This window comes from Micromonospora sp. C97, assembly GCF_018070385.1.
In the GTDB taxonomy this organism is placed as follows: Bacteria; Actinomycetota; Actinomycetes; order Mycobacteriales; family Micromonosporaceae; genus Micromonospora; species Micromonospora parva.
Map to the genome: position 1 here is coordinate 152,754 of NZ_JAGPXU010000013.1, position 26,632 is coordinate 179,385.

Here is a 26,632-nt window from a genome sequence, read left to right on the forward strand (position 1 = left end):
CCGGCGTCGGTTCGCACCCACGCCGGCCCGGGCCACGTACTCGATGCTCAGGCGCTCTGCGCGTCCTTCGCGCGGGCCTTCAACGCCCGCACCACACCGTCGCGACCCTCGGCCACCAGCCGACGCAGCGGGGCGGGGTGCCCGTCGCCGGCCAGCCACGCGTCGGTGGCCGCCACCGTGTCGTCCGCCACCAGGTAGGTGGGGTACGCCAGCTGGGCGAACTCCTGCGCCGGCTCGCTGTCCCGGGTGGCCCACACCTGCCCGACCGCCGCGAAGTACCGCTCGCGGTACGGGGTGACCAGCTCCACCTGCGTCGGGTGGGCGAAGCCCTGCAACAGCGCCCGGTGCCGCCAGTTGGGCAGCGCGTCCGGGCCGGTGAGCAGGGCCCACACGGCGGCCTTGTTCTCCGCCGTCGGGATCAACGCGTGCGCGTACGCGGCCTCCCGCTCACCACTGGCCGTACGGTCGCCGCTCAGCTCCGCCTCGATCTCGGCGGCGCCGGCGGCACCGTTGGCCACCAGCGCGGCGAGGACCGACCAGCGCAGCTCGGTGTCGACGGTCAGCCCGGCCGGCACGCCGGTGCCGTCCAACCAACCCCGCAGCGTCGCCAGGTCCTCCTCGGAGCGGACCGCCGAGGTGAACGCGCGGGCCCAGGCCAACTGGAACCCGCTGCCGGGCTCGGCGGCGGCGAGCGCGTCGCGGGCGGTACGGGCCAGGTCGGCCCAGCCGGTGGGCGCCCAGGCCGGGTCGGCGTACAGGGTGAGCGCGGTGGTCGCCTGCCGCAGGGTGGCGGTGACCAGGTTGATGTCGGTCTCCGCGGGCAGCCCGCTCAGCGTCAGCGCCACGTAGTCGCGGGCGGACAGTTCGGCGTCGCGGATCATGTCCCACGCGGCGGTCCAGCAGAGCGCGCGGGCCAGCGACGAGTCGAAGCCACCGATGTGCTGCACCACTGTCGCCATCGAGCGCTCGTCGAGGCGCAGCTTGGTGTAGCTGAGGTCGTCGTCGTTGAGCAGCAGCACGTCGGCCGCCCGGACACCGCGCAGCGGGGCGAGATCCGTGTGCTCGCCGGTCACGTCCACCTCGTACCGCTCCCGACGGACCAGCCGCCCGTCGGTCAGGTCGTACAGGCCCACGCCGATCCGGTGCGTACGCAGCGTCGGGTACGCCGCCGGCGCCTCCTGTCGCACCAGCACCTGCTCGTACGTGCCGTCCGCCCCGATGGTCACCTCCGGTCGCAGCGTGTTGACCTGCGCGGTCTCCAACCACTGCGCGGCGAACTTGCGCAGCTCCCGGCCGGATGCGGCCTCCAGTTCGGTGAGCAGGTCGTCGAAGGTGGCGTTGCCCCAGGCGTGCTTGCCGAAGTAGGCCCGCAGCCCGGCCACGAACGGCTCCTCACCCACGTAGGCGACAAGCTGCTTGAGCACGCTCGCGCCCTTGGCGTAGGTGATGCCGTCGAAGTTGACCTCCACGGCCTCCATGTCCGGCATCTCGGTGTAGACCGGGTGGGTGGAGGAGAGCTGGTCCTGCCGGTAGCCCCAGTTCTTCCGGATGGACAGGAAGGTCGTCCACGCCTCGGTGAACCGGGTCGCGTTGGTGTTGCACCAGTGGCTGGCCCACTCGGCGAACGACTCGTTGAGCCACAGGTCGTTCCACCAGCGCATGGTGACCAGGTCACCGAACCACATGTGGGCCAGTTCGTGCAGGATCGTGTTGGCCCGCTGCTCGTACTCGAAGTCGGTGACCTGCGAGCGGAACAGGTAGTGCGACTCGGCGTGCGTCACGCAGCCGAAGTTCTCCATCGCGCCGGCGTTGAAGTCGGGCACCCAGAGCTGGTCGTACTTCGGCAGCGGGTAGCGCACCCCGAACTTCTCGTGGAAGAAGTCGAAGCCCTGCTTGGTGATCAGGAACAGGTCGTCGGAGTCCAGGTACCGCGCCATCGACGCCCGGCAGAACACCCCCAGGTCGATGCCGTCGTGGGCGTCGCGCACCTCGTGGTACGGCCCGGCGCACATCGCCGTGATGTAGGTGCTCATCCGGGGCGACTCGGCGAAGTGCAGCGTCTTGAGCGCCTCACCCGCCGGCTCCTCGCGCTGCACGGGCATGTTGGACACCGCCCGCCAGTGCGCCGGCACGGTGACGTGCCAGGTGTAGACGCTCTTCAGGTCGGGCTGGTCGAAGCAGGCGTACACCCGCTGCGCGTCGGCCGTCTCGAACTGGCTGTACAGGTACGTCTCCCCGTCCACCGGGTCGACCGTCCGGTGCAGGCCCTGACCGCTGTTGGAGTAACCGAAGTCGGCCTCGACCACCAGGACGTTGTCGCTGTCCAAACCGGACAGTGTCAGGCCCTTCTCGGCGGACCAGTCGGAGAGGTCGACGGGCGTGCCGTTCAGCGTCGCGGACCGCACCGACTCGGCGGCCAACTCGATGAACGTGCTCGCCCCCGGTTCGGAGCAGCGGAACCGAACCTCGGTCGTCGAGGAGAACGTGCGACCGTCGGCCGCCAGCACGGCGGTGGACAGGTCCAGACTGATGTCGTACCCCGTCACGTTGAGCAGGCGTGCCCGCTCGGTCGCCTCGACCTGCGTCAGGTTGCGCACTCCCGGCACTGTTCGTCTCCATCCCACGTGTCGCCGTACGCCCGGCGGCGCCCGTTCGCCTACCGCTCGTGACGGCCGGCCCGATTCGAGTCTTCCATGTACGGGCAGCCCGCGGTGGCCGAGGTCACGCTCTCATTCGGGTGCCGGTCGATGTGCTGCGGGGTGAAGATTCTTCTGAGACGCCGACTCCCGGCGCCACCCGTTGTGAAGGGATCTCACCGTGACCGAACGTGTCACCGCCGACATGTGGTTCGACCCGGCCTGCCCGTGGGCATGGATCACCTCACGCTGGCTGCTCGAGGTCGAGCAGGTCCGGGATGTGGATATCCGGTTCCACGTGATGAGCCTCGCCGTGCTCAACGACGGCCGCGAGGAACTGCCCGAGGAGTACAAGGAGTTCCTGAAGACGGCGTGGGGCCCGGTGCGGCTCTGCATCGCCGCCGAGCAGCGCCACGGCAACGAGGTGCTGCGCCCGCTCTACACCGCGCTCGGCACCCGGATCCACCTGCAGAAGCAGGAGCGGAACACCGAGCTGTACGTGGCCGCGCTCACCGACGCCGGCCTGGACCCGGCGCTGGCCGCGGCCGCCGACAGCACCGACTACGACGAGGCGCTGCGGGCCAGCCACGAGGCGGGCATGCGCCCGGTCGGACAGGACGTGGGCACTCCGGTCGTGCACGCGCCCGGCCCGGACGGCGCTCCTGTCGCGTTCTTCGGCCCGGTGATCACCCCGGCTCCGAAGGGGGAGGCCGCCGGCCGGCTCTGGGACGGCGTGCTGCTGGTCGCCGGCACCCCGGGCTTCTACGAGCTCAAGCGCACCCGGGAGCAGGACCCGATCTTCGACTGAGCGACGGCCACCGCGCCCCCGTCCGTGCCGCTTCAGCTGCGTGGACGGGGGCGTTTCGGGTCGGGTGCCGAGGTCGGCGGGCGGTCGTGGCGTCACCGGGAGGCGGGCGGCGTCGTTTCCCTCGGTGTCCGCCGCAGCGACCCGTAGGGCCGCACGCCGCAGCTCGTGGAGGCATTCCCGATGGCCAAGCACCGCGCGTCCGGTGACGAACAGTCGACCCGGCAGGGGGTGATCGAACCTCCCGGCGCGGACTACTGGTCCGTCGACGACTCCCGCTGGCCGACGGTCCGCCCGGATCTTCCCGCCCATCTGGTGGATCTGCTCGCGCCGCCCATCGTGGTGGGCGTGGCGCGGGTCCCGGTGACCTCCCGGCTCACCCCGCCCGCGGTGGTCGACCCGCTCCCGTCGCCCGCCGACGCCGTGCCGGCGGACGTGCCGGCGCTGGTGCCGTCGGGGGCGGCACCGGCCGAACCCGCGCCCCCGCCGCCGGCTCCGCCGCGTCCGGTGCCGACGCCGCCGCTGAACCCGAGGCCCGTTCCGACGCCGCCCCCGGACCGTCCCGTGCCGGGGCCGCCCACGTCGCCCCGCCGCTCCGTGAACACCGGGCCGATCGGGAGCGGTCGACGCGGCAACGGTGGGCCGGTGAGCGCGGGTCGACACCGCCGGGGCACGTCCGACCGCGCCGGCTGACCGACAGGGCGCTTTCATCTGGTGGACGCCCTGCGGGTCCCCGTCGGCGGCGACACCGTCGCCGGTAGCGTCAGTGGGTATGACGGTCGTGCATCCGATCACCCGGGCCTGGGTCACCACTGGCGGCACCGGCGCGCAGAACTACGACGAGTTCGCCGACGACGCGGAGATCACCGCGATCATCGAGTCGAACCCGCACAGTGCTCTCGGCATCGAAATGCCGCATCGCGCCCCGCAGAGCCTGGGCAAGTCGTTCCTCGACGCGCTGCCGGACGCGGTGTCCCGCCTCGCCGAAGCCAAGGCCGACGGCAGTTACACCCCCGCCGAGCAGGTGGTGGTGCTCTACCGGATCAGCGCGCCCGGCGAGGAGCCGGCGTACGGGATGTTCGCGATGGTGGACACCGACCAGATCTCCACCCGGGCGGACGAGCCGGGCCTGGTCATCCGCAACGAGGACGTCTTCATCGCCAAGGTCCGCGAGCGGGTGGCGCTGGCCGACGCGCTGGGCCACCTGCTCTCACCCGTACTCCTGCTGCAGACCGGGCGTGGCGATGAGCTGCACGCGGCGCTCGCGGCGGCGACCGACGCGGCCGGTGCGCCCGCCGCGACGGACACCGACCAGGCGGGGCGCACGCACGCGATCTGGCTGCTCGGCCCCGGCCCGGAGCAGACCACGTTGACAGCGCTCGCCGGTGGCGGCGACCTGGTCGTCGCGGACGGCAACCACCGCAGCCTGGCCGCCCAGACCGGAGGGCTGCCGCGCTTCCTGGCCGTGGTCACCACTCCCGCGTCGGTGGCCATCCAGCCGTACAACCGGCTGGTCAGCGAGCTGACCACCACCCCCGCCGAGCTGCTCGACCGGCTGCGGGCCGCGGGCGCCGAGGTCGAGCCGATCGACGGCCCGGTCGAGGTCCCGGCGACCGGCGGCACCGTGCACCTCCGCCTCGACGGCCAGGGGTACGCGGTGCGCCTGCCCGCCACGGCCTCCGCCCGCCTGGAGAACCTGGACCACGCCCTGGTCGAGCGTCTGGTGCTGCGCGACGCGCTCGGTCTGGACCCGGGCGACAAGCGGATCACCTACGTTGGCGGTGACTACCCGGCGAGCTGGCTCACCGGTGAGGTGGACGCCGGGCGGGCCGAGTTGGCCATCCTGATCGCCCCGGTGACCGTGGCGGATTTCGTCGCCGTCAACCTGGCCAGGGAGAAGATGCCCCGCAAGAGCACCTGGTTCACCCCGAAGGCGCGCGGCGGTCTGGTCGTCGCCGAGCTGCCGCGATGAGCGCCGTCCGCACGACCGTGTGACGAACCCGCGCCCGGGGACGCCCCTGTGACGTCCCCGGGCGCGGCCTGACAGACTTCCCGGTATGCGCGTCTACCTGGGATCCGATCACGCCGGTTTCGAGTTGAAGGTGCACCTGGCCAACCACCTGGCCATGCAGGGGTACGACGTGGTCGACGTCGGCCCGCACGCCTACGACCCGGACGACGACTACCCCACGTTCTGCCTGCACACCGGCGACCAGGTGGTGGCCGACGAGACGGGCCTCGGAGTGGTCATCGGTGGCTCCGGCAACGGTGAGCAGATCGCCGCGAACAAGATCGCCGGCGTCCGCGCCGCGCTGGCCTGGAGCGTCGAGACCGCTCAGCTGGCCCGCCAGCACAACGACGCGAACGTGGTCGCCGTCGGTGCCCGCCAGCACACGCTGGACGAGGCGACCGCCATCGTCGAGGCGTTCCTGAACACGCCGTTCTCCGGCAACGAGCGGCACGCTCGCCGGATCGCCCAGGTGGCCGAGTACGAGCAGACCCGCAAGCTGCCCGACCTGCCCTGACGGGCGGCGCTCAGCGCGGCGAGCGGGGCAGCTCCTCGCGGGGCACCCAGTTGCGGCGGACCACCACCACGCGGGCCTCCGCCTCGGCCAGGTCGTCGTCGTTGGGGCGGGCCGCATCCCGGGCCCGTAGCGCGGCGCTCAGCCCCACCTGGGACGAGCCGGAACCGACCAACCCGCGCAGCCCCCGCTCGCCGTCGCGCTCGTCGCCGCCCGCGCCCCTGCGTCGTGCGGGCGGGTCGTCACCGTCGTGCACGCCCGCGGTGCTGGCGGCCGGGCCGTCGGCACCCGGTCGGGCCGTCTCGGAGTCGGCGGGGTGGCGCAGCCGTCGCCGTCGTCGGTCGCTGTCACCCATCAGCCGACCGTACCCTGCCCGGTGTGATCCGGCACCGTCGTGGGCTGCGCGTCCCGGCCGGGGTCGGCGACCGATTTGCCGGCTGGCTACCCTCGAATCCAGGCGGTGTCGTTGCCGTCGGTCAGGGGGAGGACGAGATGGCAGACCAGACGCAGCCGTGGGCGGAGCGGACCGTGGAGGTGCCACCGCAGGCCGGCGTCGGGGTGCCGCCGCAGCGCGACGGGTTCCGTCGGGGGGTCGCCCCGGTGGGTCAGCCGCGCACCCCGCGGACGGAGCCGTTCCCGGTGGTCGCCGAGGAGCCGACCGGCACGGGCTGGCCCGACGGGCCGGTGCCACGCCGCTCGCTGAGCTCGCGAATGGCGCAACTGCGGCGCGGCGGTGAGTGGAGCGCGGCGGCCGGCCTCTTCGCGTTCGTGTGTTGGGGGATCTGGGCGCTGTCCGGCCAGGGTGACCTGAGCGGCCCGCTGCTGGTGTTGGTGCTCAGCCTGCTGGTGGCGGTCGGCCTGTTCGCCCTGTCCCGGCTGGTCGGCAGGGTGGTGCTGGAACGGCAGCTGGGCCGGGTCCGGCGCAGCGCCCGGGGTGCCCACCTGGCGACGGCGGTTTTTCTCGCCGGCCTGGGGGTGGCGTGGCTCCAGCAGACCGAGTGGGTCGTCTCGGCCTGGAACTGGATCTCCTCGAACTGATCCGGAGCGTGCACGGGCGGGCCGGTCGATGCCCGCCCACCCGTGCACCCGGTCGTCTCCCCACCAGGCAAGGTCGCTGCTTACCCGGCCGGTAGCGGTTCATCCGTGGCCGGCCGCTCCGACCGGTACCTCCTTCGAGGGCTCGGGTGCCCGCGATGGTGCAGCGGTCAGTGGGTGCCGCCGTGCCCCTCGGCGTCGGCTCGGGGCGACGCGACCCGGGCGGCCGGGTCCTCGACGCCGGGCTCGCCGCCGTCCGGGGCGACCGCGCCGTCGTAGTTGTAGAGCGGTCGACCATCGTCGTGCTGCTTGGTGGTCCTGATGTAGCGGTGCATCAGGCCGTCGATCTTCACCTCGACGAGTGCCTCGTCGCCGGTCTCGTGCGTGCTGCCGTCTCGGGGGCCGCCCACCAGGTGGGCTGTGATGTTGGTGTCCATGCAGGGCCCCTACCCGCCAGGCATCTGGCGGAAACGGGTGAAATCCGCCCAGCGGGTGCCGCGCCCAATGAGTGGACGCGGCACCCGCTGAGGGATCAGCCGGCGGATTCCGCGGCGGCGTAGTCGCGGGCCACCCGGACCATCTCCACCAGTCCGCCGGCGTACTCCTGGGATTCGCCGTGCGCCTCGTCGAACGGCGGCTGGAAGCCGACGCCCTCCCACTGGTTGGTCGCCGGGTTCCACCGGTCGTTGCCGACCTCGAAGTCCCAGGCGAAGATGCCCAGCTCGTAGTAGAGCTGGTCGGCCGAGTTGCCGGCGGCGGAGTAGAGCACGTCGGCGACCGGTCCGGTCTGCGACGGCCAGGTCACGGTGCCGCGCTCCTGTGCGATGGCGCCGACGATCCGCCGGGCGCTGTTGAGGAACAGCGTCGACTCGTCGATCGACGGCCGGGGCAGGGTGATCCGCCCATCGGCCCGGTACGCCCCGGGCGGCCACATGAAGTACCCGCCGTAGGAGTGCACGTTCATCGCGAACTTGATGTTCGGGTGGTCCTTGGCGAGCGCGATCACGTTGCTGCTCTCCGCCTCGGACAGCTCGGCGGTGCCCGCGTAGTTGCCGGACAGGCAGTTCGCGCTGGCGCCCACGTAGCCGTCGAAGTACGACCCGACGGTGTAGTTGCGGTTGATGTCGACGCCCCACGAGGTGCGGTTCTTCGGGTCGCGGGCCGCCCCGGTGCAGTGGTTGACCAGGTTCTTGCGCTGGAAGTTGAAGTCGTTGAACGAGTAGTTCGCGCCGTCCGGGTTGACCGTCGGGATGACGAAGATGTCGACCTGTTCCAGCAGTTCACGGGTGGCCGGGTCGGTGCGGGCGTTGGCCAGCATCCGCTCGGCGAACTCCAGCGTCACCAGTGGGGTGGCCCACTCGCGGGCGTGTTCCTGGGAGTACGCGAGCACCCCGACCCGGGAGCCGTCCCGGTGTACGCCGAGGCGCAGCGCCTGCACCGTCCACGGCCGGGCGGGCACCTCGGTGCCCTGGAGGCCGTCGTCGAGTCGGGTGGGGCCGGCGACGGGCATCGGCAGCCCGGCCGAGCCGTCCTCGACGGTGGCCCGGAACCGCTCCGGTTGGCGGGCGTTGATCGCCGCCGCCACCTCGTCGGTGGTGCTCACCGTCTTGCCAGCGGTGTCGGTGGCCAGCGAGACGGTGAGGACGCGGTCGCGGTAGTTGACGGTCAGCGGTCGGTTCGCCCGGCCCGGGTCGACCGTCCGCACCTGTACGCCGTTCATGTTCTGGTCGCCGAAGCGGACCGACTCGACCACCACGGCGGCCACCGCCGGGTCGCCCAGGTAGCCGGCGGCGTTGCGTCGGTATCCCTGGGTCCTGTTCGGCAGGTCGATCACGTCGACGAGGTCCCGGTACTGGCGGGCCAGGCGCTTGATCCGCGCCTGGATGTCGATCGGCGTGAGGTACGCGTCGATGAAGTCCTTCTGGTAGCCGGCCGGCAGCGGGGGCGGGGAGACGTTCGGCCAGAGCGCCGGCGTGACCACCCGGCTGACCCCGCCGAGGCTGGAGGTGGCGGTCAACTGGACCGGCCGGTTCGGCACCGGCTGGGGAAGGTTGTAGTGGTACTGGTACTCGCCCGAGTCCTCGAACCGGTACAGCGGGAACGACCCGGTGGCGCCGTCCGCCGTCCGCCAGCTGACCGTGATCTCCACGTCCGGGTCGTCGGTGGCGGTGGTGGCCACCTGGGCCTGCAGGAAGGTCTGCCCTCCGATGGTCCACCAGTACGCCTGCTGCACCTGGAGGGTGTCCACGGCAGTGGCGGCGGCGGTGGACCGCTGGCCGGCGGCCGGCGTACGCAGGCCGGCGGCGGTGCGGGCCTGAGCCGCGCGGACGCTGTCGGCGTAGTTCCGGGTGCCGTCTCCGGCACGCTGCACGACCTGCACGGCGGTCGCGCCCTGCGCGGTCAGTTCGGCGAGCTGCGTACCGGTGAGCACCAGGTCGGCGAGGATCCGCCCGTCGCGGGCGCGGGGTCGGTTGGCCAGGTCCGCGCCGGCGGCGACGAGCCGGTCCAGTTGGGCCTGATCGCGGAGCTGGACCCGGACCAGGGCGGTCTCGGTGGCGGTCAGGGTGATCGGGCTGGCCGGGGCAGCGGGTGCCGCCGCTGCCGAACCGGGATGGGACAGCACCGCGCTGATCAGGATCGCTGTGGTGGCGGCAGCTGTCCACCGTCGTCGGACGATCATGTGCCCTCCTGTGACGGACGTAGATGTGCGTGGTCCTTACACCAGTGCACAGATCGACAACTGTCAAGAGACGGGGTGGCGCGGACCCGCCGGGGCGAAGCTCACGGAACGTGGTCGCGATCAATCAATTAGGTCAGATGTCCTGCTTGTTCTCGCAAGTTGTGACGGCTCTTTACAGTGCCGCTACTCGATCTCTAATGTCTGGCCCACTATCCGGGCTTGATCACGGGGGTTGCTGATGCCTGGTTGGTTTTCGCCTGCGCCTGTTGCCGCGTTCGCCTCTCTCATCCAGCGGGCCAGTCGCCGCCGTGCCGGCCGCCGCTCGGGCATCGCGGCCGTCGTCGTGACCGCCCTGGTGGCGAACCTGCTGGTCGCGCCGGTGCCCGCCGCCCAGGCCGCGGCGCACCGACCACCCACGCCCAAGGCGGTGTCAACGGTTCCGGTCACCGCTGTGCAGGCCCGCCCGGCCGGCAAGGCCGCCGAGCCGGCGCCGGCGAGCGCCAAGCCGGCGGCGGTCTGGCCGGCGGCGGGTGCGGCAGTGGTCGACCTGTCGACCGCGGCGACGGGGGAGAAGGTCCGGGCCGGCGGTTCATCGGTACGGCTGGCCGCCCCCGCCACCACGAACCGCTCGGCGACGGCGGGACCGCGCAGGGTACGGGTCGAGATCCATGACCGGGCCACCACGGACCGCGCCGGGGTCCGCGGTGCCCTCTTCTCGGTCAACCGGGCGGACGGCGCGACCGCAGCGGGCCCGGTCGACGTCACAGTGGACTACCGCTCGTTCGCGAGCGCGTACGGCGCCGACTGGGCGAGCCGGCTGCGGCTGGTGGCGCTGCCGGAGTGCGCGCTGCGTACCCCAGCGAAGAAGCAGTGCGCGGGTACGCCGCTGCCCTCCCGAAACGATCCCGCCGCGAAGACGGTCACCGCGACGGTTCAGGTGAGCGCGGCCACCAGTCTGGTCGCGGCGGCGGCAGCCGCGTCCGGGCCCGCCGGTGACTACTCGGCCACCCCGTTGCAGCCGTCGTCGACCTGGTCAGCTGGCGGACACTCGGGCGCCTTCACCTGGTCGTACCCGATGCGGGTGCCGCCGGCCCCCGGTGGGCCCGCCCCGCAGTTGGAGTTGAGCTACTCGTCCCAGTCCGTCGACGGTCGCCACGCGGCGTCCAACAACCAGCCGTCCTGGGTGGGCGAGGGCTTCGAGGCCGGGTTCGGGGGTTACATCGAGCGGCGCTACCGGTCCTGCGCGGAGGACATGGACGGCACCGCCAACAACGAGCTGGAGACCGGTGACCAGTGCTGGGAAACCAACAACGCCACGCTGTCGCTCAGCGGCCATTCCGGTGAGCTGATCTACAACTCGTCGGAAGACCGTTGGCACCTGCGCAACGACGACGGCTCCCGGATCGAGCGCAAGACCGGCGCGGTCAACGGCGACAACGACGGCGAGTACTGGGTGGTCACCACCACCGACGGCAAGCAGTACTGGTTCGGCGCCCACCGTCTGCCCGGCTGGACGTCCGGCAACCCGGTGACCAACTCGACGTGGACGATGCCGGTGTTCGGCAACGAGACGGGGGAGCCCTGCCACGCCACCAGGTACGCCGATTCGGACTGCACGCAGGCCTGGCGCTGGAACCTCGACTACGTCGTCGACCTGCACGGCAACTCGATGTCGTACTGGTACGTGAAGGAGACCAACAAGTACGGTCGCAACCGGGACGCCGACGACGCCGCCAGCTACGACCGGGGCGGCTGGCTGGACCGGATCGACTACGGCACCCGGCGCGACGACGGCGTGGAGTCGGTGCTCAACACGCCGGCCCCACTGCGGGTCGAGCTCACCGAGGCGGACCGCTGCCTGAGCAGCTGCACCACCCACGACGAGGTGCGCTGGCCGGACACCCCCTGGGACAGCGAGTGCACCGGGAGCTCCTGCGAGGACACCTTCTCTCCGACGTTCTGGACGACCAAGCGGCTCGCCTCGGTGACCACCCAGGTGCGCAACGGCACCGGCTACCGCAACGTGGAGCGGTGGACATTCGGCCACACCTTCCCGGACCCCGGTGACGGCACCCGGGCCGGTCTGTGGCTGGACAAGATCTCCCACACCGGTCTGGCCGGTGCCACCAGCACCGTGCCCGACATCGAGTTCACCCCGGTCCAACTCTCCAACCGGGTGGACACGATCGACTTCGCCGCGGCGATGAACTGGATGCGGATCGCGAAGATCCGCACCGAGTCGGGCGGCACCACGAGCGTCACCTACTCGGCACCCGACTGCGTCGCCGGTCAGACGCCGACACCCCACACGAACACCCGACGGTGCTACCCGGTCATCTGGATGCCGGAGGGCTACCAGAAACCGGTGACCGACTGGTTCCACAAGTACGTGGTGACGACCGTCTACGAGAACGACAACACCGGCGGGGCGCCGCCGCAGGGCAGCCCTCGCGTCGCCTACAAGTACGACTACTACGACGGCGCGGCCTGGCACTACAACGACGACGACGGGCTCGTCGACCCGAAGCACAAGACCTGGTCCGACTTCCGTGGCTACGGCCGGGTCGGGGTCACCGTCGGCGACACGGGCGAACAGTCGTACACGGAGACCCGCTACTTCCGGGGCATGAACGGCGACCGCGCCGCGCCGACCGGCGGCACCAGGTCGGTCACCATCGACGGGATCGCCGACGAGGACTGGTACGCCGGTACGCCTCGGGAGACCAGGACGTTCAACGGGCCGACCGGCCCGGTGGTGTCCCGGCAGACCAGTGATCCGTGGGCGTCCGCGGCGACCGCCAGCCGGACGATCAACGGGGACACCGTCAGCGCCCGGATTCTCCGGGTGGGCACCACCCGCGCGTACACCACGCTCGACGCCGGCCGTGGTGAGCGTGTCACCCGGACGACCACCAGCTACGACGCGTACGGGATGGCCGTCAGCGTCGATGACTTCGGCGACGACAAGGTCGCCGGAGACGAGCAGTGCACCAAGACGGACTACACGCCGCGCAACACCACGAACTGGCTGATGGACCGGGTCCACCGGGTTCAGCGCTACGCGGTGAAGTGCGCCGACGCCGCCACCCCCGGATCGTTGACCGAGGACGACGTCATCGGTGAGACCCGGACCTGGTACGACGGCAACGCCTTCGAGGAGGCGGCCACCAGGGGCCTGACCACCCGCACCGAGGAGATGGAGGCCTGGAACGCGGGCGCGCCGACCTTCACCACGGTGAACCAGGCCGGGTACGACGCGCAGGGCCGGATGACCTCGTCACGGGACGCGCTGAGCTACGAGACGAAGACCGCCTACACCCCGGCCAGCGGGGGCCCGGTGACGTCGACCGCGGTGACCAATCCGCTCCAGCACGTGCTGACCACCACGATCGAACCGGCCTGGGGCACGGCGACGTCGGTGGTGGACGCGAACGGCAAACGCACCGACGTGACGTACGACGGTCTGGGCCGGCTCACTGCCGTGTGGCTGCCGGGTAGGACGAAGGGCACCGACACCGCCGACCTGACCTACGGGTACCACGTCCGTAACGACGCCGCCACCGTGGTCTCCGCCTCGAAACTGAACGCGAAGGGCGACTACGTCACGGCGTACACCTTCTACGACGGGCTGCTGCGCAACCGGCAGACCCAGGCGCCGTCGCCCTCCGGCGGTCGCCTGCTCACCGACGTGTTCTACGACACCGCCGGTCGACAGGTGAAGACCTTCGCGCCGTACCACGCAGCCGGTGCGCCGGGCACCACCCTGGTCACGGCGACCGAGCGGGCCTTCGTCCCCACCCAGGACCTGACCGTGTACGACGGTGCCGGGCGGGTCACCGCGACGGTCTTCCAGCCCTACGACGTCGAGAAGTGGAGGTCCAGCACCTACTACGCCGGCGACCGCACCGACGTCACCCCGCTGGCGGGCGGCACCGCCACCTCGACCGTCACCGACGCCCGGGGCCGCACCGTGCAGTTGCGGCAGTACCGGGGGACCGTGCCGACACCGGGCACCGCCGGCAGTTGGGACGCCAGCACCTACACCTTCAACCGCAAGGGTCAGCTGACGAGCTTCGCCGACCCGGCGGGCAACGACTGGACGTACACCTACGACATCCGCGGCCGGCAGAAGACGGTGGACGATCCCGACGCGGGCGTCACCAGCCTCACGTACGACAACGCCGGTCGCACCGCCACCACCACCGACGGTCGAGGGAAGAAACTCGCGTACCTGTACGACCCGCTGAACCGTAAGCGCGCCGTCTACGACGACCAGGTCGGTGGGACCATGCGGGCCCAGTGGGTGTACGACACCCTCGCCAAGGGCCAGCTCACCCAGAGCACCCGGTTCGTGGGGTCGAGCTCGTACCAGGTCAAGACGACCGGTTACACGGACGCCTACCAGCCCACCGGCATCTCCGTTGTCATCCCCGCCTCGGAAACCGGCATCGCCGGCACCTACACCTTCGCCAGCAGCTGGAACCGGGACGGCTCGTTGGCGTCGAGTACCTTCCCGTCCACCAACAGCGGCCTCCCCGCGGAGACCCTGACGTACGGCTACAACGACCTCGGGCTGCCCACCACAGTCGACACGATCTACGGAACGAGCAACCAGTCGTACGTCGAGGGCACCGACTACAACGCGCTCGGCCAGGTGGACCAGTACCGCTTCTGGACCGGCAGCGGCGGACGCGTCTGGCAGGCGTTCACCCGCGAACTGGAGACCGGTCGGCTGACCGGGATCCGCACCGACCGCGACACGGTGGCGCCGAACATCGTCGCCGACGTGCGCTACACGTACGACCCCACGGGCAACATCGTCAAGACCCAGGACGTCACGCCCGATCCGGTCGATGACACGCAGTGCTTCGGCTACGACCAGCTGCGCCGACTCACCGAGGCGTGGACCCCGGCCAGTGGGGATTGCGGCACCGCGCCGTCCGTCGCCGGCCTGGGCGGCCCGGCGAAGTACTGGCACAGTTGGACGTTCGACAACGTCGGCAACCGGCGTACCCACACCGAGCACACCAGTACCGGGAACGCGACCACCGACTACGCCTACCCGGCGGCGCGCAGTCCGCAACCGCATGCCCTCTCCGCCACCACCGGCGCCCGTACCGGCTCCTACACGTACGACAAGAGCGGCAACACCCTCACCCGACCCACCGACTCCTCGGGCACGCAGACCCTGACCTGGGACGTCGAGGGTCGCCTGCAGACCTCCGCCGACAGCACCGGGGCGACCAGCTTCGTCTACGACGCGGACGGCAAGCGGCTCATCCGCCGCGACCCGACCGGTAGCACCCTCTACCTCCCGGGTCAGGAGATCCGCTACACCAAGAGCACCGCCTCCACCGCGTGCACCCGCTACTACGCCCACGCGGGCGCCACCATCGCCTCCCGCACCACCGCCGGCCTGAGCTGGCTCAGCAATGACAACCACGGGACTGCCCAGGTCAGCGTCAACGACACGTCGCAGCAGGCGAGCATCCGGCGGCAACTGCCGTACGGGAAGGACCGTGGCACCGGTGTCGCCTGGCCCAACAGCAAGGGCTTCGTGGGCGGCACCATCGACAACACCGGCCTGACCCACCTCGGGGCACGGGAGTACGACCCCACGATCGGACGGTTCGTCAGCGTCGACCCGCTGCAGGACCTGAGCGATCCGCAGCAGTGGCACGGCTACGCCTACTCCAACAACAACCCCACCACCTTCAGCGACCCCAGCGGCCTCATCCCCGCCGACTGTGCCGAGATCGTGGGCGGCTGCCCCGACTACCAGGTCGGCAACGAGAAGGCCAACCGCAAGAACAGCAAGAAGAAGACCTGCTGGCCCATCAAGTGCAGCAGCGTCATGAAGCAGAAGAACCCGAACATCCTGGGTCACGTCATCCTCGTACCGCCGACCATCGACCTGGACCGGTTCACCGAGCTCTGGGCCGACTCCCAGGCGGAAGTGCTCGGCATGGCCGCCGGCTGGGACCCCAGTCAGGTCCTGCACCAGGAGTTCCAACTGGCGATGCAGGTCTGCGGGGAGATCGACGACGAGGCATGCCACAAGTGGATTCAGGACGTCCTGTGGCCTGGCTACTGGGCGACCATGATGCCCCTGCCCGACGACGACGGAGTCGCCCTGCCGGTCGGCATGACGGCCCTGGGACGCGCGGCGCTGCCCCCCGGTGCCCAGCTACCGACGCAGACCGGCCTCAAGCCGGTGTGGCAGCAGGGCGGCCCGTGCAGCTTCGCCGGCACGACCGAAGTCCTGATGGCGGACGGCAGCACGAAGCCGATCAAGGACATTAAGGTCGGTGACGAGGTGCTGGCGACCGACCCGGTCACCGGTGAGCAGGGGCCGCGGACGGTTGGTCACCTGTGGGTCCACGAGGACGACATGGTGGCGCTGTCGGTCGACGGCAAGGTCCTGGCGACGACCGAGGACCATCCGTTCTGGAACGCCACCGACAGGCAGTGGCAGCCGGCCGCCGAGCTCGACCGTGGCGACGTTCTGCGCACCGCTACCGGCGAGGGCGTGGCCGTCGACGGCCCGGCCCTCGAATGGGTGGGACGAGGCCAGGCCTACAACCTGACCGTCGCGGATCTTCACACGTACTATGTGCTCGCCGGCAAAACCCCGGTGCTCGTCCACAACACTGGCTGCGCCCCGGACCTCGGCCCGAAATGGAAGCCGCGTCCCGAGACCGAAATTCCCTGCAGCACTGGTTGCGAGCGCGTCGCTGCGCAGGTTCAGAAAAAGATCGGTGGTGAGATCGTGACCATCAGGCATGGAAACTTTTTCCTCGGCAAGTATCGGGGCCAGGATACCGGATGGTATACCCACACCGTAGTTGTCAAGGACGGCCGAGTCTTCGACGCGTTCAGCGGCAGAAATGGCGTCCCGATCAATGAGTACAAGGGCTTGTGGGAATACAATGACACGATCCAGTTCGGATTCTGAGGTGCGGGCTGTGGAACTGCAACGCACTCTAGAGCTACTTCGGAGGCGCCCCGGGATGCTTGGCGTTGACGGGTCGTTCGGGCAGACCGCCGCGTTTCTCGAAGGCGTGAACGTCGGGCAGCAGGGCGGCCTTCTCCAGGGGTTTCGGGAGTGGCTGGTGGTCCAGGTCGGCGACGGCGCCAATCTCACCTGGCGCGCGTTGGTAGTGCGCCTCGCCAACGGAGAGAGCGGCAGCGGCGGGTCAGAGGGCCCGTCCGCGGATGATGAGCGGCGGATCACTAGGGTTCTCTTTGATCAGCTGGACCAGTTTCTGGCCGCCCGTGAATCGACAGACGGGCTGTTGAAGATCTACGACAACTATCTGAAGTGGCTTCGACGTCAGGATTGGTACACGCCGAACAGTCCGAGCTACCTCGACTAGTCGGAACTGGCGCGCCGTAGGGCCGGGTAGTGAACGAGCCCCACCGTCGGTCTTCGTGGCCAGTTCGATCGGCGACTGCTCAACCTGGGGCCGCGGTGGGCTCGTCCTCGCCGCGGCCCGCGGGAGTCGCTCCGGCACGCTGGGCCGGCTCGTGCCGGTCGATATCCTCCCCGTCCGGTGCTCCGTTGATCCGTTGACAACTGCGCGAGTTTCGGAGCAACCCTCCGAGCCGGACCCCGCGTGACTAACTCGAAACGGGGATCGGAGGCCTGAATGAGCGACCGCGACGAGGCGTTCGCCGAGTACTTCGCGGCACGGTCCGGGGCCATGCGCGGCACCGCGTACCTGCTGTGCGGCGACTGGCACCGGGCCGAAGACCTGGTCCAGACCACGTTCGTCAAGCTCTACCGGGTCTGGAACCGGATCTCCCGGCACGAGGTGCTCGACAGCTACGTGCGTCAGATCCTGGTCCGGACCTTCCTCGACGAGCGCCGCCGCGGTTGGTGGCTTCGGGAACGGGTGGGCGGCGAGGACACCGAGCAGGTGGCCCCGTCCGACTCGCCGGAGAGCCGGCTGGTGTTGCTCCAGGCGCTGGCCCGGGTGGCACCGCGGCAGCGGACCGTGCTGGTCCTGCGGTACTGGGAGGACCTGTCGATCGAGGATGTCGCGGCGCTGCTGGAGTGTTCTCCAGGGACGGTGAAGAGCCAGGCGGCACGCGGGCTCGACACGTTGCGCGGCCTCCTGGCACCCACCTACAGCGGGATCGAGATGGGGGAGCGATGAACGAGGAACAGTTCCGCGAGGGGCTGCGTAGCGAGATGGCGGGCATCACCCCGCCACCACCATTGAGTACGACTGCCGCGCTCGGCGCGGCACGACGGGCGCACGTCCGCCGGCGCGTGGTGTGGGCGTCGCTCGGCTCGGCGGCCGTCGTGCTGGCGGTCAGTGGCTTCGCGGCCGTCGCCACTCCGGACGGTCACGTCTACGAGCCGGCGGGCGGTGGGCCGCTGGTTGCTCCGGCCACCAAGGAGCCGTGGCCGACCGGGCCGAACGGGCAACCGCAGGAGGACCGGACCGCGCGGGCCGGCTCCAAGTACGACCAGGGAGCGCACCTGCTCAGCGAGGCTGTCGCTGTCGTACCCGCCGGTTTCACCACGCCCGACGACCCATCTGGTCAGTCCGCCGAGCAGCGGACGCTGCGGACCCACCAGGCGCAGTTCGAGGCCAGGGTGGACGGCGCCGACGTGTGGAGCTACTCCACTTCGGTGGCCGTCGCGCAGGGCCGCAGCACCGGGCGCGTTGTGGTCGAGGTGTACGACGCCGGCAATCCGATGCCGACCGAGCCGTGCGACCTGGCCCAGACGTTCTGGGGCATGCGGGGCGAGTGCCAGGTCGAGACCGTCGGCGCGGCGCGGGTCGGCGTGGTGGTCCGACCGGGCAGCGACGACCGGCTGGACCAGTGGTCGGCGTACCGGCATCCGGACGGCGTGGTGGTGTTCGTGGCGCAGGGCGTACGGCTTGACGAGAGCCGGCCCGCGTTGACGGAGCTGCCGTTCTCCGTACCGCAGTTGGCGGCGCTCGCCGTCGACGAGAGGTTCCACCTGAAGTGACACGGCAACTCGGTTTTGCCGAGTGGGTCCAGGTGCCGAGATCCATCGGTTCACCTGGGCCCTGCTGTGTCTCAGGGCCGCCGCGCCGGTGACCTGCGCGTCCTTCTCAGCGGCGTGCCGTAAGGGGGACGAGGACGAGCAGGGCGAGGCCGAGCATGGTGGCGCCGACGGCCCACCACCAGAAGAACCCCGAGAAGACCGAGGCGACCAGGAGCCCCACGCCGAGACCGGCCAGCAGGCCAAGTGCGAACAACACCCGTGGCGGTAGGGCGAGGTGCGGCAGGCGTCGCACCACCAGCACCTCCAGCCAGGTGCCGCCGGCCGCCAGCAGCGCTGCGCCGACCCCGTCCACGGCGGACAGCCCGTGACCCTCGCTGATGGGTACGAGAACGCTGCCCTCGTCACCGGCCGGGACGAAGAGGACCAGCACACCGACGACGATGAGCAGAGCGGCAGTGAAGACCTGCCTGCGTGGGGCGCCCGCACCAACGGATGACATCGCTATAGTCTCGGCCGTCCACCATCGTCTGCACAGGCGCCGCATAGGCGAACATCGAACGTCTGGCGCCCCGGCTGGCGCTGTCGGCCGCGCGCAGCAGTCGAAGCTGCGCGGCTGATCTGCTCGTTGCCGTCCCGGCCAGCTGGAGGGGCCATCTCAATGTCCCTGGGAACGTTGTTCAACGACTTCGTCAGGGGCGTGGCGGAGCAACTGGCCGGGTACGGCTTCGAACAGGGGAAGGGCCGCGTCTTCCGTCGGTATTCGGCGGCGGGCGACGCGCTCGTCGTCGAACGTGACGACGGGCGATGCGGATTACTTGCCAAGTGGGCCGGTAGACACACCCGCGCCGACGGTGTCACGGCGTCGATCAGCCGGGCGACTCGGAGCTATGCCGAAACGTCCCAGCGGGCAGTTGGTCCCGCTTGGCGGGACAGTCGCCCAGGATTTCGTTCGCCGGTTCGGCCAACCGCGCCGCACCACGATGGGGAGATGTGAAAGGCCCAGGTGCCGCGATCATGCGGTCCACCTGGGCCTTCGCACTCGGAGCGGGCGACGAGAATCGAACTCGCGTAGTCAGTTTGGAAGACTGAAGCTCTACCATTGAGCTACGCCCGCGTGCATCCCGCCGAAGCAGGACGCACCCCTAGCGTACCCAATGCCGGAGCCCGACGGCTAACCGCGCCTCCGCCCCGCGGTGCCGCGTCGTCCCCGACGCCGCGGCATGACGCCTCCAAGATCCGCACAACATCCGGGATGTAGTGGCCTCGCCGTGCAAGGAGACCACTACATCAGTGATGTTGTGCGGATCTTGGATCGTCCACCGGATCTTGGTGGCACCCGGGTGGGTGGAATGGTGATTTTCGGGCGATGTGTCCGGGTGGGGGACGCCCCGGCACCACCTGAGGCGTGGCGACGGCATAGACTGCACGTCGCCACGGGGTGTGGCGCAGCTTGGTAGCGCACTCGCTTTGGGAGCGAGGGGCCGTGGGTTCAAATCCCGCCACCCCGACTGTCGTCCGCGGCCGGGCCGCCCCGGGTGCCGCCCAGTGCGGTCCCCGGGCGATGCCGGAGCGTCAGGCCGGCTCGCCTACACTCGATGGGCTGAATCACGCCCAGACTCAACTGAGATCCGTCAAGGAGTACGCCTGTGAAGAGCACCGTCGAGACTCTGAGCCCGACGCGCGTGCGGCTCGCCATCGAGGTGCCGTTCGTCGAGCTCGAGCCGAGCCTCAAGAAGGCGTACCGGGAGATCGGTTCGCAGGTCCAGGTTCCGGGCTTCCGCCGGGGCAAGGTGCCGACCGCGGTGATCGACCAGCGGGTGGGCCGGGGCACCGTCCTCAACGAGGCGGTCCAGGAGGCCATCCCGGAGAACATCCTCGCCGCGGTGCGCGAGCACGACCTGAAGACGCTGGGGCGCCCGGAGGTCGAGATCACCGAGTTCAACGACGGTGACTCGCTGAACTTCACTGCCGAGGTCGACGTCCGTCCGGAGATCACCATCCCGGACGCGAGCACCATCGAGGTGACCGTCGACGAGCTGCAGATCGACGAGAGCGAGATCGACGAGCAGGTGAAGAACCTGCGGGAGCGTTTCGCGACCCTCAAGACCGTCGAGCGGGCCGCCGCCGAGGGTGACTACGTCCAGATCGACCTGAACGCCACCGTCGACGGCGAGGACGTGCCGGGCGGTCAGGCGAGCAACATCTCCCACGAGGTGGGCAGCAAGCAGCTCCTGCCGGGCCTGGACGAGGCAGTCGTCGGCCTGGCCGCCGGCGAGGACACCACCTTCACCACCCAGCTGGTCGGCGGCGACTTCGCCGGTCGCGACGCCGACGTGGCGGTGACCGTGCGCACGGTCAAGGAGAAGGAGCTGCCCGAGCTGAACGACGAGTTCGCCCAGATGGCCAGCGAGTTCGACACGATCGAGGAGCTGCGCGGCGATCTGCGGGCGCGGGTCACCCAGGGCAAGCAGGTCGAGCAGATCTACGCCGCTCGGGACAAGGCCCTGGCCCAGCTGGTCGAGGCCGCCGAGATCCCGGCCCCGGAGGGTGTCGTCCGCGAGGAGGTCGCGAGCCGCAAGCAGGCGATGATCGACCAGCTGGAGCGGATCGGCGCCTCGATGGAGGAGTACCTCGCGGCCGAGGACAAGACCGAGGAGCAGATCGACGCCGAGCTGACCGAGGCGGCGACCGAGGGCGTCAAGGTCCAGCTCCTGCTGGACACGCTGGCCGACGCGGAGGACGTGCAGGTCTCCGACGACGAGTTCGGGCACGAGATCGTGCACCGGGCGCAGCGTGCCGGGATGGCCCCGCAGCAGTACTACGACCAGCTGGTGCGCTCCGGCGCGGCCGCCGCGGTCTTCGGCGACGTGCGGCGGGGCAAGGCGCTCGCGGCTGTCATGGAGCGGATCACGATCAAGGACTCGGCCGGCAACGGGATCACCCTCGACGCGCTGCGCGCCGCCAACGAGGCGGAGCACAACCACGAACACTGATCGTCGGGTTGCGGCCGCCGTCCGCCGCTCAGCGGCAGACGGCGGCCGTTTCCCTTCCCGGGTACGCCCGGGCAGCAAGCACTGCCGGGTGCGCCGGGGCAGCAAACGCTGCCGGGTACGCCCGGAAGCCCGCGCCGCGGGTACGCCCGACACAGCTGCGCTGAGAGCGAACACTGCCCCGACCGGGACTCTGCCGCCCCGCACAGCGGTTAGTGTCGGGAAAGACGGTACGGAGAGCGAAGGGCTGCCATGACCGACATGCACATCCCCAAGAAGTCGCTCCGGGCGATTGACGCGCGCGGTGGCGACTCCATTGGCAACCTCGACGACTCGGTCTACAACCGGTTGCTCAAGGAACGCATCATCTTCCTGGGCAGTGAGGTGACCGACCAGGTCGCCAACCGCATCTGCGCGCAGCTGCTGCTGCTCGCCGCGGAGGACCCGGACCGCGACATCAACCTGTGGATCAACTCGCCGGGTGGCTCGGTCTACTCCGGCATGGCGATCTACGACACCATGCAGTTCATCGACAACGACGTGTCGACTGTGGCGATGGGCATGGCTGCCTCGATGGGCCAGCTGCTGCTCTGCGCGGGCACCAAGGGCAAGCGGTACGCCCTGCCCCACGCACGGATCATGATGCACCAGCCGTCCGGTGGTCTGGGCGGCACGGCGTCCGACATCGCCATCCAGGCGGAGCAGATGCTCTACACGAAGCGGATGTTCCAGGAGCGGGTCGCGCACCACACCGGCCAGAGCCAGTCGCAGATCGAGGCCGACTCGGACCGGGACCGTTGGTTCACCGCCCAGGAGGCCATGGACTACGGCTTCATCGACAAGGTGATCATCGGGGCCGCACAGGTTCCGGATGGCGCCGGGACCCTGAGCTGAGGAGCTGACGATGACCGATCTGAGCCTGCCGCCCCAGTTCGCGGCCGTGCACAACCGCTACGTGCTGCCGTCGTTCGTCGAGCGCACGTCGTACGGGGTCAAGGAGTCGAACCCGTACAACAAGCTCTTCGAGGACCGGATCATCTTCCTCGGCGTCCAGGTGGACGACGCGTCGGCCAACGACGTGATGGCCCAGCTGCTGACGCTCGAGGGCACCGACCCGGACCGCGACATCATCATGTACATCAACTCGCCGGGTGGGTCGTTCACCGCCATGACGGCGATCTACGACACCATGCAGTACGTCCGTCCGGACATCTCGACGGTCTGCCTCGGGCAGGCGGCGAGCGCGGCGGCGGTGCTGCTCTCGGCGGGCACTCCGGGTAAGCGGATGGCCCTGCCGAACTCGCGGATCATCATCCACCAGCCGGCCACCGAGGGCGGCTACGGGCAGGGCTCGGACATCGAGATCCAGGCCCGGGAGATCCTGCGGATGCGTACGCAGCTGGAGGACATGCTGTCCCGCCACTGCAACCGCCCGATCGAGCAGGTTCGCAAGGACATCGACCGTGACAAGATCATGACGGCCGAGGAGTCCAAGGAGTACGGGCTGGTCGACACGATCCTGACCAGTCGCAAGAAGGGTCTGCTGGCGGCCAACGCCGCTCGCTGAGCTGTACCGGGTCAGAGGTTGGCCGGGGCTTCGTTCCCGGCCGACCTCTGACACACCCGTTTTGGGGGTCGGAGAATGCCCCGCCAGCGGGTAACGTCGGGTCCGTACCGCTTCGCCGGTTGGGCCGGCGGCGCGAACGAAGCCGGGCGGAGCGCAACGTCCGCAGGTCAGGGCCGGGTCTCCGGCCGATGAGTGCAGGGAGAACGTAGGTGGCACGGATCGGTGACGGCGGCGACCTACTGAAATGCTCCTTCTGCGGCAAGTCGCAGAAGCAGGTCAAGAAGCTCATCGCGGGCCCAGGGGTCTATATCTGCGACGAGTGCATCGATCTCTGTAACGAGATCATCGAGGAGGAGCTGGCCGAGTCCGGCGAGGTGAAGTGGGAAGAGCTTCCCAAGCCGATGGAGATCTGCCAGTTCCTCGACACCTACGTCGTGGGTCAGGATCAGGCCAAGAAGGCACTCGCCGTCGCGGTCTACAACCACTACAAGCGGATCCAGGCCGAGGCGGCTGGCGCGCCGGGCTCCGGCAGTGACGCCGTCGAGCTGGCCAAGTCCAACATCCTGCTGCTCGGTCCGACGGGGTGCGGCAAGACCCACCTGGCGCAGACCCTGGCCCGGATGTTGAACGTCCCGTTCGCCATCGCCGACGCCACAGCGCTGACCGAGGCGGGCTACGTCGGCGAGGACGTGGAGAACATCCTCCTCAAGCTGATCCAGGCCGCCGACTACGACATCAAGCGCGCCGAGACCGGGATCATCTACATCGACGAGGTCGACAAGATCGCCCGGAAGTCGGAAAATCCCTCGATCACCCGGGACGTCTCCGGCGAGGGCGTGCAGCAGGCCCTGCTCAAGATGCTTGAGGGCACGGTGGCCAACGTGCCGCCGCAGGGCGGTCGTAAGCACCCGCACCAGGAGTTCATCCAGATCGACACCACCAACGTGCTGTTCATCTGCGGTGGCGCGTTCGCCGGCCTCGACCAGATCATCGAGTCCCGCACCGGGCAGGGTGGCACGGGCTTCGGCGCCCGGCTCCGGTCGGTGTCCGAGCGGTCGACCGACGACATCTTCAGCCAGGTCATGCCGGAGGACATGCTCAAGTTCGGGCTGATCCCCGAGTTCGTGGGCCGGCTGCCGGTGATCACCAACGTTCGCAGCCTGGACCGCAGCGCCCTCGTACGGATCCTCACCGAGCCGCGCAACGCCCTGGTCCGGCAGTACCAGCGCCTGTTCGAGCTGGACGGCGTCGAGCTGGAGTTCGACGAGCCGGCGCTGGAAGCCATCGCCGATCAGGCGATGCTGCGGGGCACTGGTGCCCGTGGCCTGCGGGCGATCATCGAGGAGGTCCTGCTCTCCGCGATGTACGAGGTGCCGAGCAACCCGGACGCCGCCCGCGTGCTGATCACCCGCGAGGTCGTCCTGGAGAACGTCAACCCGACGATTGTGCCGCGTGAGTTCACCGGCCGTCGTGCCCGGCGCGATCGCGAAGAGAAGTCCGCCTGATCCTCCCCGCATCACGCCGGTCGTCGAGTTCTGGGACGGCCGGCGTGATCGCGTTCGGGCGCCGGCCGCTGACCACCCGCGCCGGCCGGGCCGTGACCCTGTCCGTGAGCGGTCTTCCAGCCGTACCCTTTGCACATGCGTGTCGCCGTCTGCCAGCTGAACGCCCGGGACGACCGTAAGGCCAATCTGGCGGCCGCGGAGGCCCTGCTGGAGCGCGCTGCCGCCGGCGGCGCCGACCTCGCTGTCCTCCCGGAGTATGTCGACTACCTGGGTCCCGCCGCGGGGCTGCCCGAACCGGAGCAGGTCGACGGGGAGGTGGGCAGCTTCTTCGCCGGGGTCGCACGGCGGCTCGGGATGTGGGTGGTGGCCGGCTCGTTCCACGAGGCCGGCCCGGACCCGGAGCACACCTGGAACACGTCGCTGGTCTTTGACCGTTCCGGCAGCCTGGCCGCGAGCTACCGCAAGATCCACCTCTACGACGTGGAGATCCCCGGTCGGGTCTCGTACCGGGAGTCGGCGAGTGTCGCGCCCGGGGTCCAGCCGGTGGTGGTCGACGTCGAAGGGCTGCGGGTCGGCCTGTCGATCTGTTACGACCTGCGCTTCCCGGAGCTGTACCGGCGGCTTGCGTCCGAGGGCGGCGCTCAGCTGCTGGTGGTTCCGGCCGCATTCATGATGCACACCGGCCGGGATCACTGGGAGGTTCTGCTGCGGGCCAGGGCGATCGAGAACCAGTGTTTCGTGGCGGCTGCCGGCCAGACCGGCGACCACGAGCCGGGTCGCACCTGCTTCGGGCGCAGCATGGTGGTCGACCCGTGGGGGACGGTCATCGGCCAGGTGCCGGACGGACCGGGCGTTTCCGTCGTCGACCTGGACCTCGACCGGCTCGACGCGATCCGCGCCGAGCTGCCCAGCCTCGCCAACCGCCGGCTCTGAGCCTCAGCCCTCCAGCAGGACGCCGATCACCGCGAACCCGGCGATGGCCGCTGCGGTGACCAGCAGCGCCGTGGTCATCCGGGACCGGCCCCGGCGGGCCAGTCGTCCCACCGAGAGCACGAGTACGACCAGCACGACCGCACCGATCACCACCTGCCAGAACGGCCCGATGAGGCCGAGCAGTGCCTCCTCGGCGACCACCCTGGCACCGTGCCCGGACTCATCCATGACTGACACTCTGGCACGTCGAGGCGGTCCGCGTCCTCGGCCGCACCGAGGAGCCTGCCGCGCGCCTCGCCCGAACCAGTGATGAACCCTGATTTGCCTTCTCCGGGCCGTCCGCGTAACTTTCTCTCTGCACGGGGGAGGCCGGACAAACCGGCCGAGAACGGGCGCCAGGCTCGTGGCGGGAACGCCGAGCGAGACTGAGGATCGGGCGGTGCGGAACACTCCGGATACGGGGTTGCGAACGCGAAGCCGACCGGGTAGAGTTCTGAAGCCGGCAGGAGCCGGGCGGAGAGCCGCGAAGCGGTGATCGGCCGGTCTGCGGCTTCCCACGACAGAAACGAACGTCGGAAACGACGCGCGTCATCGTGGACTCGAAGCAGTAAGAGTATCCGCAATATTGTTGAAGCATGGCGAACCGCGAAATATCGGTTTGACAGGGTGGAAACGAGCGGGTAACGTAGTAAAAGTGCCTGGTGCTGAAAGCGCCGGGTGCGAGAGCAGGAAATGCCCCGGTTGGGGTTCCACTGAGTGTGGGGCTTGCGGCTGGTGTGTGGTTGTTCTTTGAGAACTCAACAGGGTGCTTGTAAAGCCAGTGCCAATTATGATTTATACCCCGGGCTGGTCAGGCCTTTTGGTTTGGCTGGTTGGGATTCCTTTGGCAACATTTGTTTGTTGTCGGGATAGCTGTTCAACTAATTTTTTGTTGGAGAGTTTGATCCTGGCTCAGGACGAACGCTGGCGGCGT

20 protein-coding genes and 2 tRNA genes are annotated in these 26,632 nt (G+C 69.8%); 15 read left to right on the forward strand and 7 right to left on the reverse strand.

Going from position 1 to position 26,632, the window contains the following annotated elements:
* Positions 1 to 47: 47 nt before the first annotated feature.
* Positions 48 to 2,597 (reverse strand): aminopeptidase N, encoded by a 2,550-nt coding sequence (pepN, locus tag KBX26_RS19100; protein ID WP_030333511.1) that lies wholly within the window; start codon positions 2,595 to 2,597, stop codon positions 48 to 50.
* A gap of 220 nt (positions 2,598 to 2,817) precedes the next feature.
* Here pepN and KBX26_RS19105 point away from each other — a divergent pair, with 220 nt between their 5' ends.
* The 4 genes from KBX26_RS19105 (at position 2,818) to KBX26_RS19120 (ending at position 5,966) form a co-directional block, all read left to right on the forward strand.
* Complete coding sequence (locus KBX26_RS19105; RefSeq protein ID WP_210861360.1) at positions 2,818 to 3,444, forward strand: DsbA family protein; 627 nt, start codon at positions 2,818 to 2,820, stop codon at positions 3,442 to 3,444.
* Positions 3,445 to 3,624: 180 nt separating this feature from the next.
* Positions 3,625 to 4,134 (forward strand): hypothetical protein, encoded by a 510-nt coding sequence (locus KBX26_RS19110; RefSeq protein ID WP_051708588.1) that lies wholly within the window; start codon positions 3,625 to 3,627, stop codon positions 4,132 to 4,134.
* A gap of 79 nt (positions 4,135 to 4,213) precedes the next feature.
* Positions 4,214 to 5,413: a DUF1015 family protein gene (locus KBX26_RS19115; protein ID WP_210866030.1), complete on the forward strand. Its 1,200-nt coding sequence runs from the start codon at positions 4,214 to 4,216 to the stop codon at positions 5,411 to 5,413.
* Between the two features lie 85 nt (positions 5,414 to 5,498).
* Positions 5,499 to 5,966 (forward strand): ribose-5-phosphate isomerase, encoded by a 468-nt coding sequence (locus KBX26_RS19120; protein ID WP_030333518.1) that lies wholly within the window; start codon positions 5,499 to 5,501, stop codon positions 5,964 to 5,966.
* A 10-nt stretch (positions 5,967 to 5,976) separates the two neighbouring features.
* On the opposite strand, the gene KBX26_RS19125 is transcribed toward KBX26_RS19120, so the two are convergent.
* Complete coding sequence (locus tag KBX26_RS19125) at positions 5,977 to 6,318, reverse strand: hypothetical protein (RefSeq protein ID WP_210866031.1); 342 nt, start codon at positions 6,316 to 6,318, stop codon at positions 5,977 to 5,979.
* A 137-nt stretch (positions 6,319 to 6,455) separates the two neighbouring features.
* Here KBX26_RS19125 and KBX26_RS19130 point away from each other — a divergent pair, with 137 nt between their 5' ends.
* Positions 6,456 to 7,001 (forward strand): hypothetical protein, encoded by a 546-nt coding sequence (locus KBX26_RS19130; protein WP_210866032.1) that lies wholly within the window; start codon positions 6,456 to 6,458, stop codon positions 6,999 to 7,001.
* Between the two features lie 167 nt (positions 7,002 to 7,168).
* Here KBX26_RS19130 and KBX26_RS19135 read toward each other — a convergent pair whose 3' ends face one another.
* Entirely contained in the window at positions 7,169 to 7,435 is a 267-nt protein-coding gene (locus KBX26_RS19135; protein WP_210866033.1) for a hypothetical protein, read from the reverse strand.
* 95 nt (positions 7,436 to 7,530) lie between these two features.
* Positions 7,531 to 9,678, reverse strand: coding sequence for a M14 family zinc carboxypeptidase (locus tag KBX26_RS19140; protein WP_210866034.1), 2,148 nt, complete (start codon positions 9,676 to 9,678; stop codon positions 7,531 to 7,533).
* Positions 9,679 to 10,030: 352 nt separating this feature from the next.
* On the opposite strand from KBX26_RS19140, the gene KBX26_RS19145 reads away from it, so the two are divergent.
* From KBX26_RS19145 to KBX26_RS19160, 4 genes are all read left to right on the forward strand, one after another.
* Positions 10,031 to 16,633 carry a polymorphic toxin-type HINT domain-containing protein gene (locus KBX26_RS19145; RefSeq protein WP_374224313.1) on the forward strand — a complete coding sequence of 2,201 codons (6,603 nt, stop codon included), beginning with the start codon at positions 10,031 to 10,033 and terminating at the stop codon, positions 16,631 to 16,633.
* A 10-nt stretch (positions 16,634 to 16,643) separates the two neighbouring features.
* Positions 16,644 to 17,054, forward strand: a complete 411-nt coding sequence (locus KBX26_RS19150) for a hypothetical protein (RefSeq protein ID WP_167337308.1) — start codon at positions 16,644 to 16,646, stop codon at positions 17,052 to 17,054.
* A 273-nt stretch (positions 17,055 to 17,327) separates the two neighbouring features.
* Entirely contained in the window at positions 17,328 to 17,837 is a 510-nt protein-coding gene (locus KBX26_RS19155; RefSeq protein ID WP_030333531.1) for a SigE family RNA polymerase sigma factor, read from the forward strand.
* Positions 17,834 to 18,664 carry a hypothetical protein gene (locus tag KBX26_RS19160; protein WP_030333532.1) on the forward strand — a complete coding sequence of 277 codons (831 nt, stop codon included), beginning with the start codon at positions 17,834 to 17,836 and terminating at the stop codon, positions 18,662 to 18,664. The genes KBX26_RS19155 and KBX26_RS19160 overlap by 4 nt, the downstream gene beginning before the upstream one ends.
* A 106-nt stretch (positions 18,665 to 18,770) precedes the next feature.
* On the opposite strand, the gene KBX26_RS19165 is transcribed toward KBX26_RS19160, so the two are convergent.
* Both KBX26_RS19165 and KBX26_RS19170 read right to left on the reverse strand, forming a co-directional pair.
* Entirely contained in the window at positions 18,771 to 19,163 is a 393-nt protein-coding gene (locus tag KBX26_RS19165) for a hypothetical protein (RefSeq protein WP_030333533.1), read from the reverse strand.
* Positions 19,164 to 19,707: 544 nt separating this feature from the next.
* Positions 19,708 to 19,778, reverse strand: a tRNA-Gly gene (locus tag KBX26_RS19170).
* Positions 19,779 to 20,098: 320 nt separating this feature from the next.
* Between KBX26_RS19170 and KBX26_RS19175 the strand changes: the two genes are divergently transcribed.
* The 6 genes from KBX26_RS19175 (at position 20,099) to KBX26_RS19200 (ending at position 25,659) form a co-directional block, all read left to right on the forward strand.
* A tRNA-Pro gene (locus KBX26_RS19175) sits at positions 20,099 to 20,172 on the forward strand.
* Between the two features lie 138 nt (positions 20,173 to 20,310).
* Positions 20,311 to 21,657, forward strand: a complete 1,347-nt coding sequence (tig, locus tag KBX26_RS19180) for a trigger factor (protein WP_030333534.1) — start codon at positions 20,311 to 20,313, stop codon at positions 21,655 to 21,657.
* 249 nt (positions 21,658 to 21,906) lie between these two features.
* Positions 21,907 to 22,548, forward strand: coding sequence for an ATP-dependent Clp protease proteolytic subunit (locus KBX26_RS19185; protein ID WP_007464111.1), 642 nt, complete (start codon positions 21,907 to 21,909; stop codon positions 22,546 to 22,548).
* A gap of 10 nt (positions 22,549 to 22,558) precedes the next feature.
* Positions 22,559 to 23,221: an ATP-dependent Clp protease proteolytic subunit gene (locus KBX26_RS19190; protein ID WP_030333536.1), complete on the forward strand. Its 663-nt coding sequence runs from the start codon at positions 22,559 to 22,561 to the stop codon at positions 23,219 to 23,221.
* A 209-nt stretch (positions 23,222 to 23,430) separates the two neighbouring features.
* Positions 23,431 to 24,726, forward strand: a complete 1,296-nt coding sequence (clpX, locus tag KBX26_RS19195) for an ATP-dependent Clp protease ATP-binding subunit ClpX (RefSeq protein ID WP_030333537.1) — start codon at positions 23,431 to 23,433, stop codon at positions 24,724 to 24,726.
* Between the two features lie 135 nt (positions 24,727 to 24,861).
* Complete coding sequence (locus KBX26_RS19200; protein WP_210866036.1) at positions 24,862 to 25,659, forward strand: carbon-nitrogen hydrolase family protein; 798 nt, start codon at positions 24,862 to 24,864, stop codon at positions 25,657 to 25,659.
* A 3-nt stretch (positions 25,660 to 25,662) separates the two neighbouring features.
* On the opposite strand, the gene KBX26_RS19205 is transcribed toward KBX26_RS19200, so the two are convergent.
* Positions 25,663 to 25,887, reverse strand: a complete 225-nt coding sequence (locus KBX26_RS19205) for a hypothetical protein (RefSeq protein ID WP_030333540.1) — start codon at positions 25,885 to 25,887, stop codon at positions 25,663 to 25,665.
* Positions 25,888 to 26,632 lie beyond the last annotated feature (745 nt).

Coding starts and splice junctions, on each gene's coding strand:
- KBX26_RS19110 (WP_051708588.1), top strand. CDS start 3,625: ATGGCCAAGCACCGCGCGTCCGGTGACGAACAGTCGACCCGGCAGGGG.
- KBX26_RS19115 (WP_210866030.1), top strand. CDS start 4,214: ATGACGGTCGTGCATCCGATCACCCGGGCCTGGGTCACCACTGGCGGC.
- KBX26_RS19120 (WP_030333518.1), top strand. CDS start 5,499: ATGCGCGTCTACCTGGGATCCGATCACGCCGGTTTCGAGTTGAAGGTG.
- KBX26_RS19125 (WP_210866031.1), bottom strand. CDS start 6,318: ATGGGTGACAGCGACCGACGACGGCGACGGCTGCGCCACCCCGCCGAC.
- KBX26_RS19130 (WP_210866032.1), top strand. CDS start 6,456: ATGGCAGACCAGACGCAGCCGTGGGCGGAGCGGACCGTGGAGGTGCCA.
- KBX26_RS19135 (WP_210866033.1), bottom strand. CDS start 7,435: ATGGACACCAACATCACAGCCCACCTGGTGGGCGGCCCCCGAGACGGC.
- KBX26_RS19140 (WP_210866034.1), bottom strand. CDS start 9,678: ATGATCGTCCGACGACGGTGGACAGCTGCCGCCACCACAGCGATCCTG.
- KBX26_RS19155 (WP_030333531.1), top strand. CDS start 17,328: ATGAGCGACCGCGACGAGGCGTTCGCCGAGTACTTCGCGGCACGGTCC.
- KBX26_RS19160 (WP_030333532.1), top strand. CDS start 17,834: ATGAACGAGGAACAGTTCCGCGAGGGGCTGCGTAGCGAGATGGCGGGC.
- KBX26_RS19165 (WP_030333533.1), bottom strand. CDS start 19,163: ATGTCATCCGTTGGTGCGGGCGCCCCACGCAGGCAGGTCTTCACTGCC.
- KBX26_RS19185 (WP_007464111.1), top strand. CDS start 21,907: ATGACCGACATGCACATCCCCAAGAAGTCGCTCCGGGCGATTGACGCG.
- KBX26_RS19190 (WP_030333536.1), top strand. CDS start 22,559: ATGACCGATCTGAGCCTGCCGCCCCAGTTCGCGGCCGTGCACAACCGC.
- KBX26_RS19200 (WP_210866036.1), top strand. CDS start 24,862: ATGCGTGTCGCCGTCTGCCAGCTGAACGCCCGGGACGACCGTAAGGCC.
- KBX26_RS19205 (WP_030333540.1), bottom strand. CDS start 25,887: ATGGATGAGTCCGGGCACGGTGCCAGGGTGGTCGCCGAGGAGGCACTG.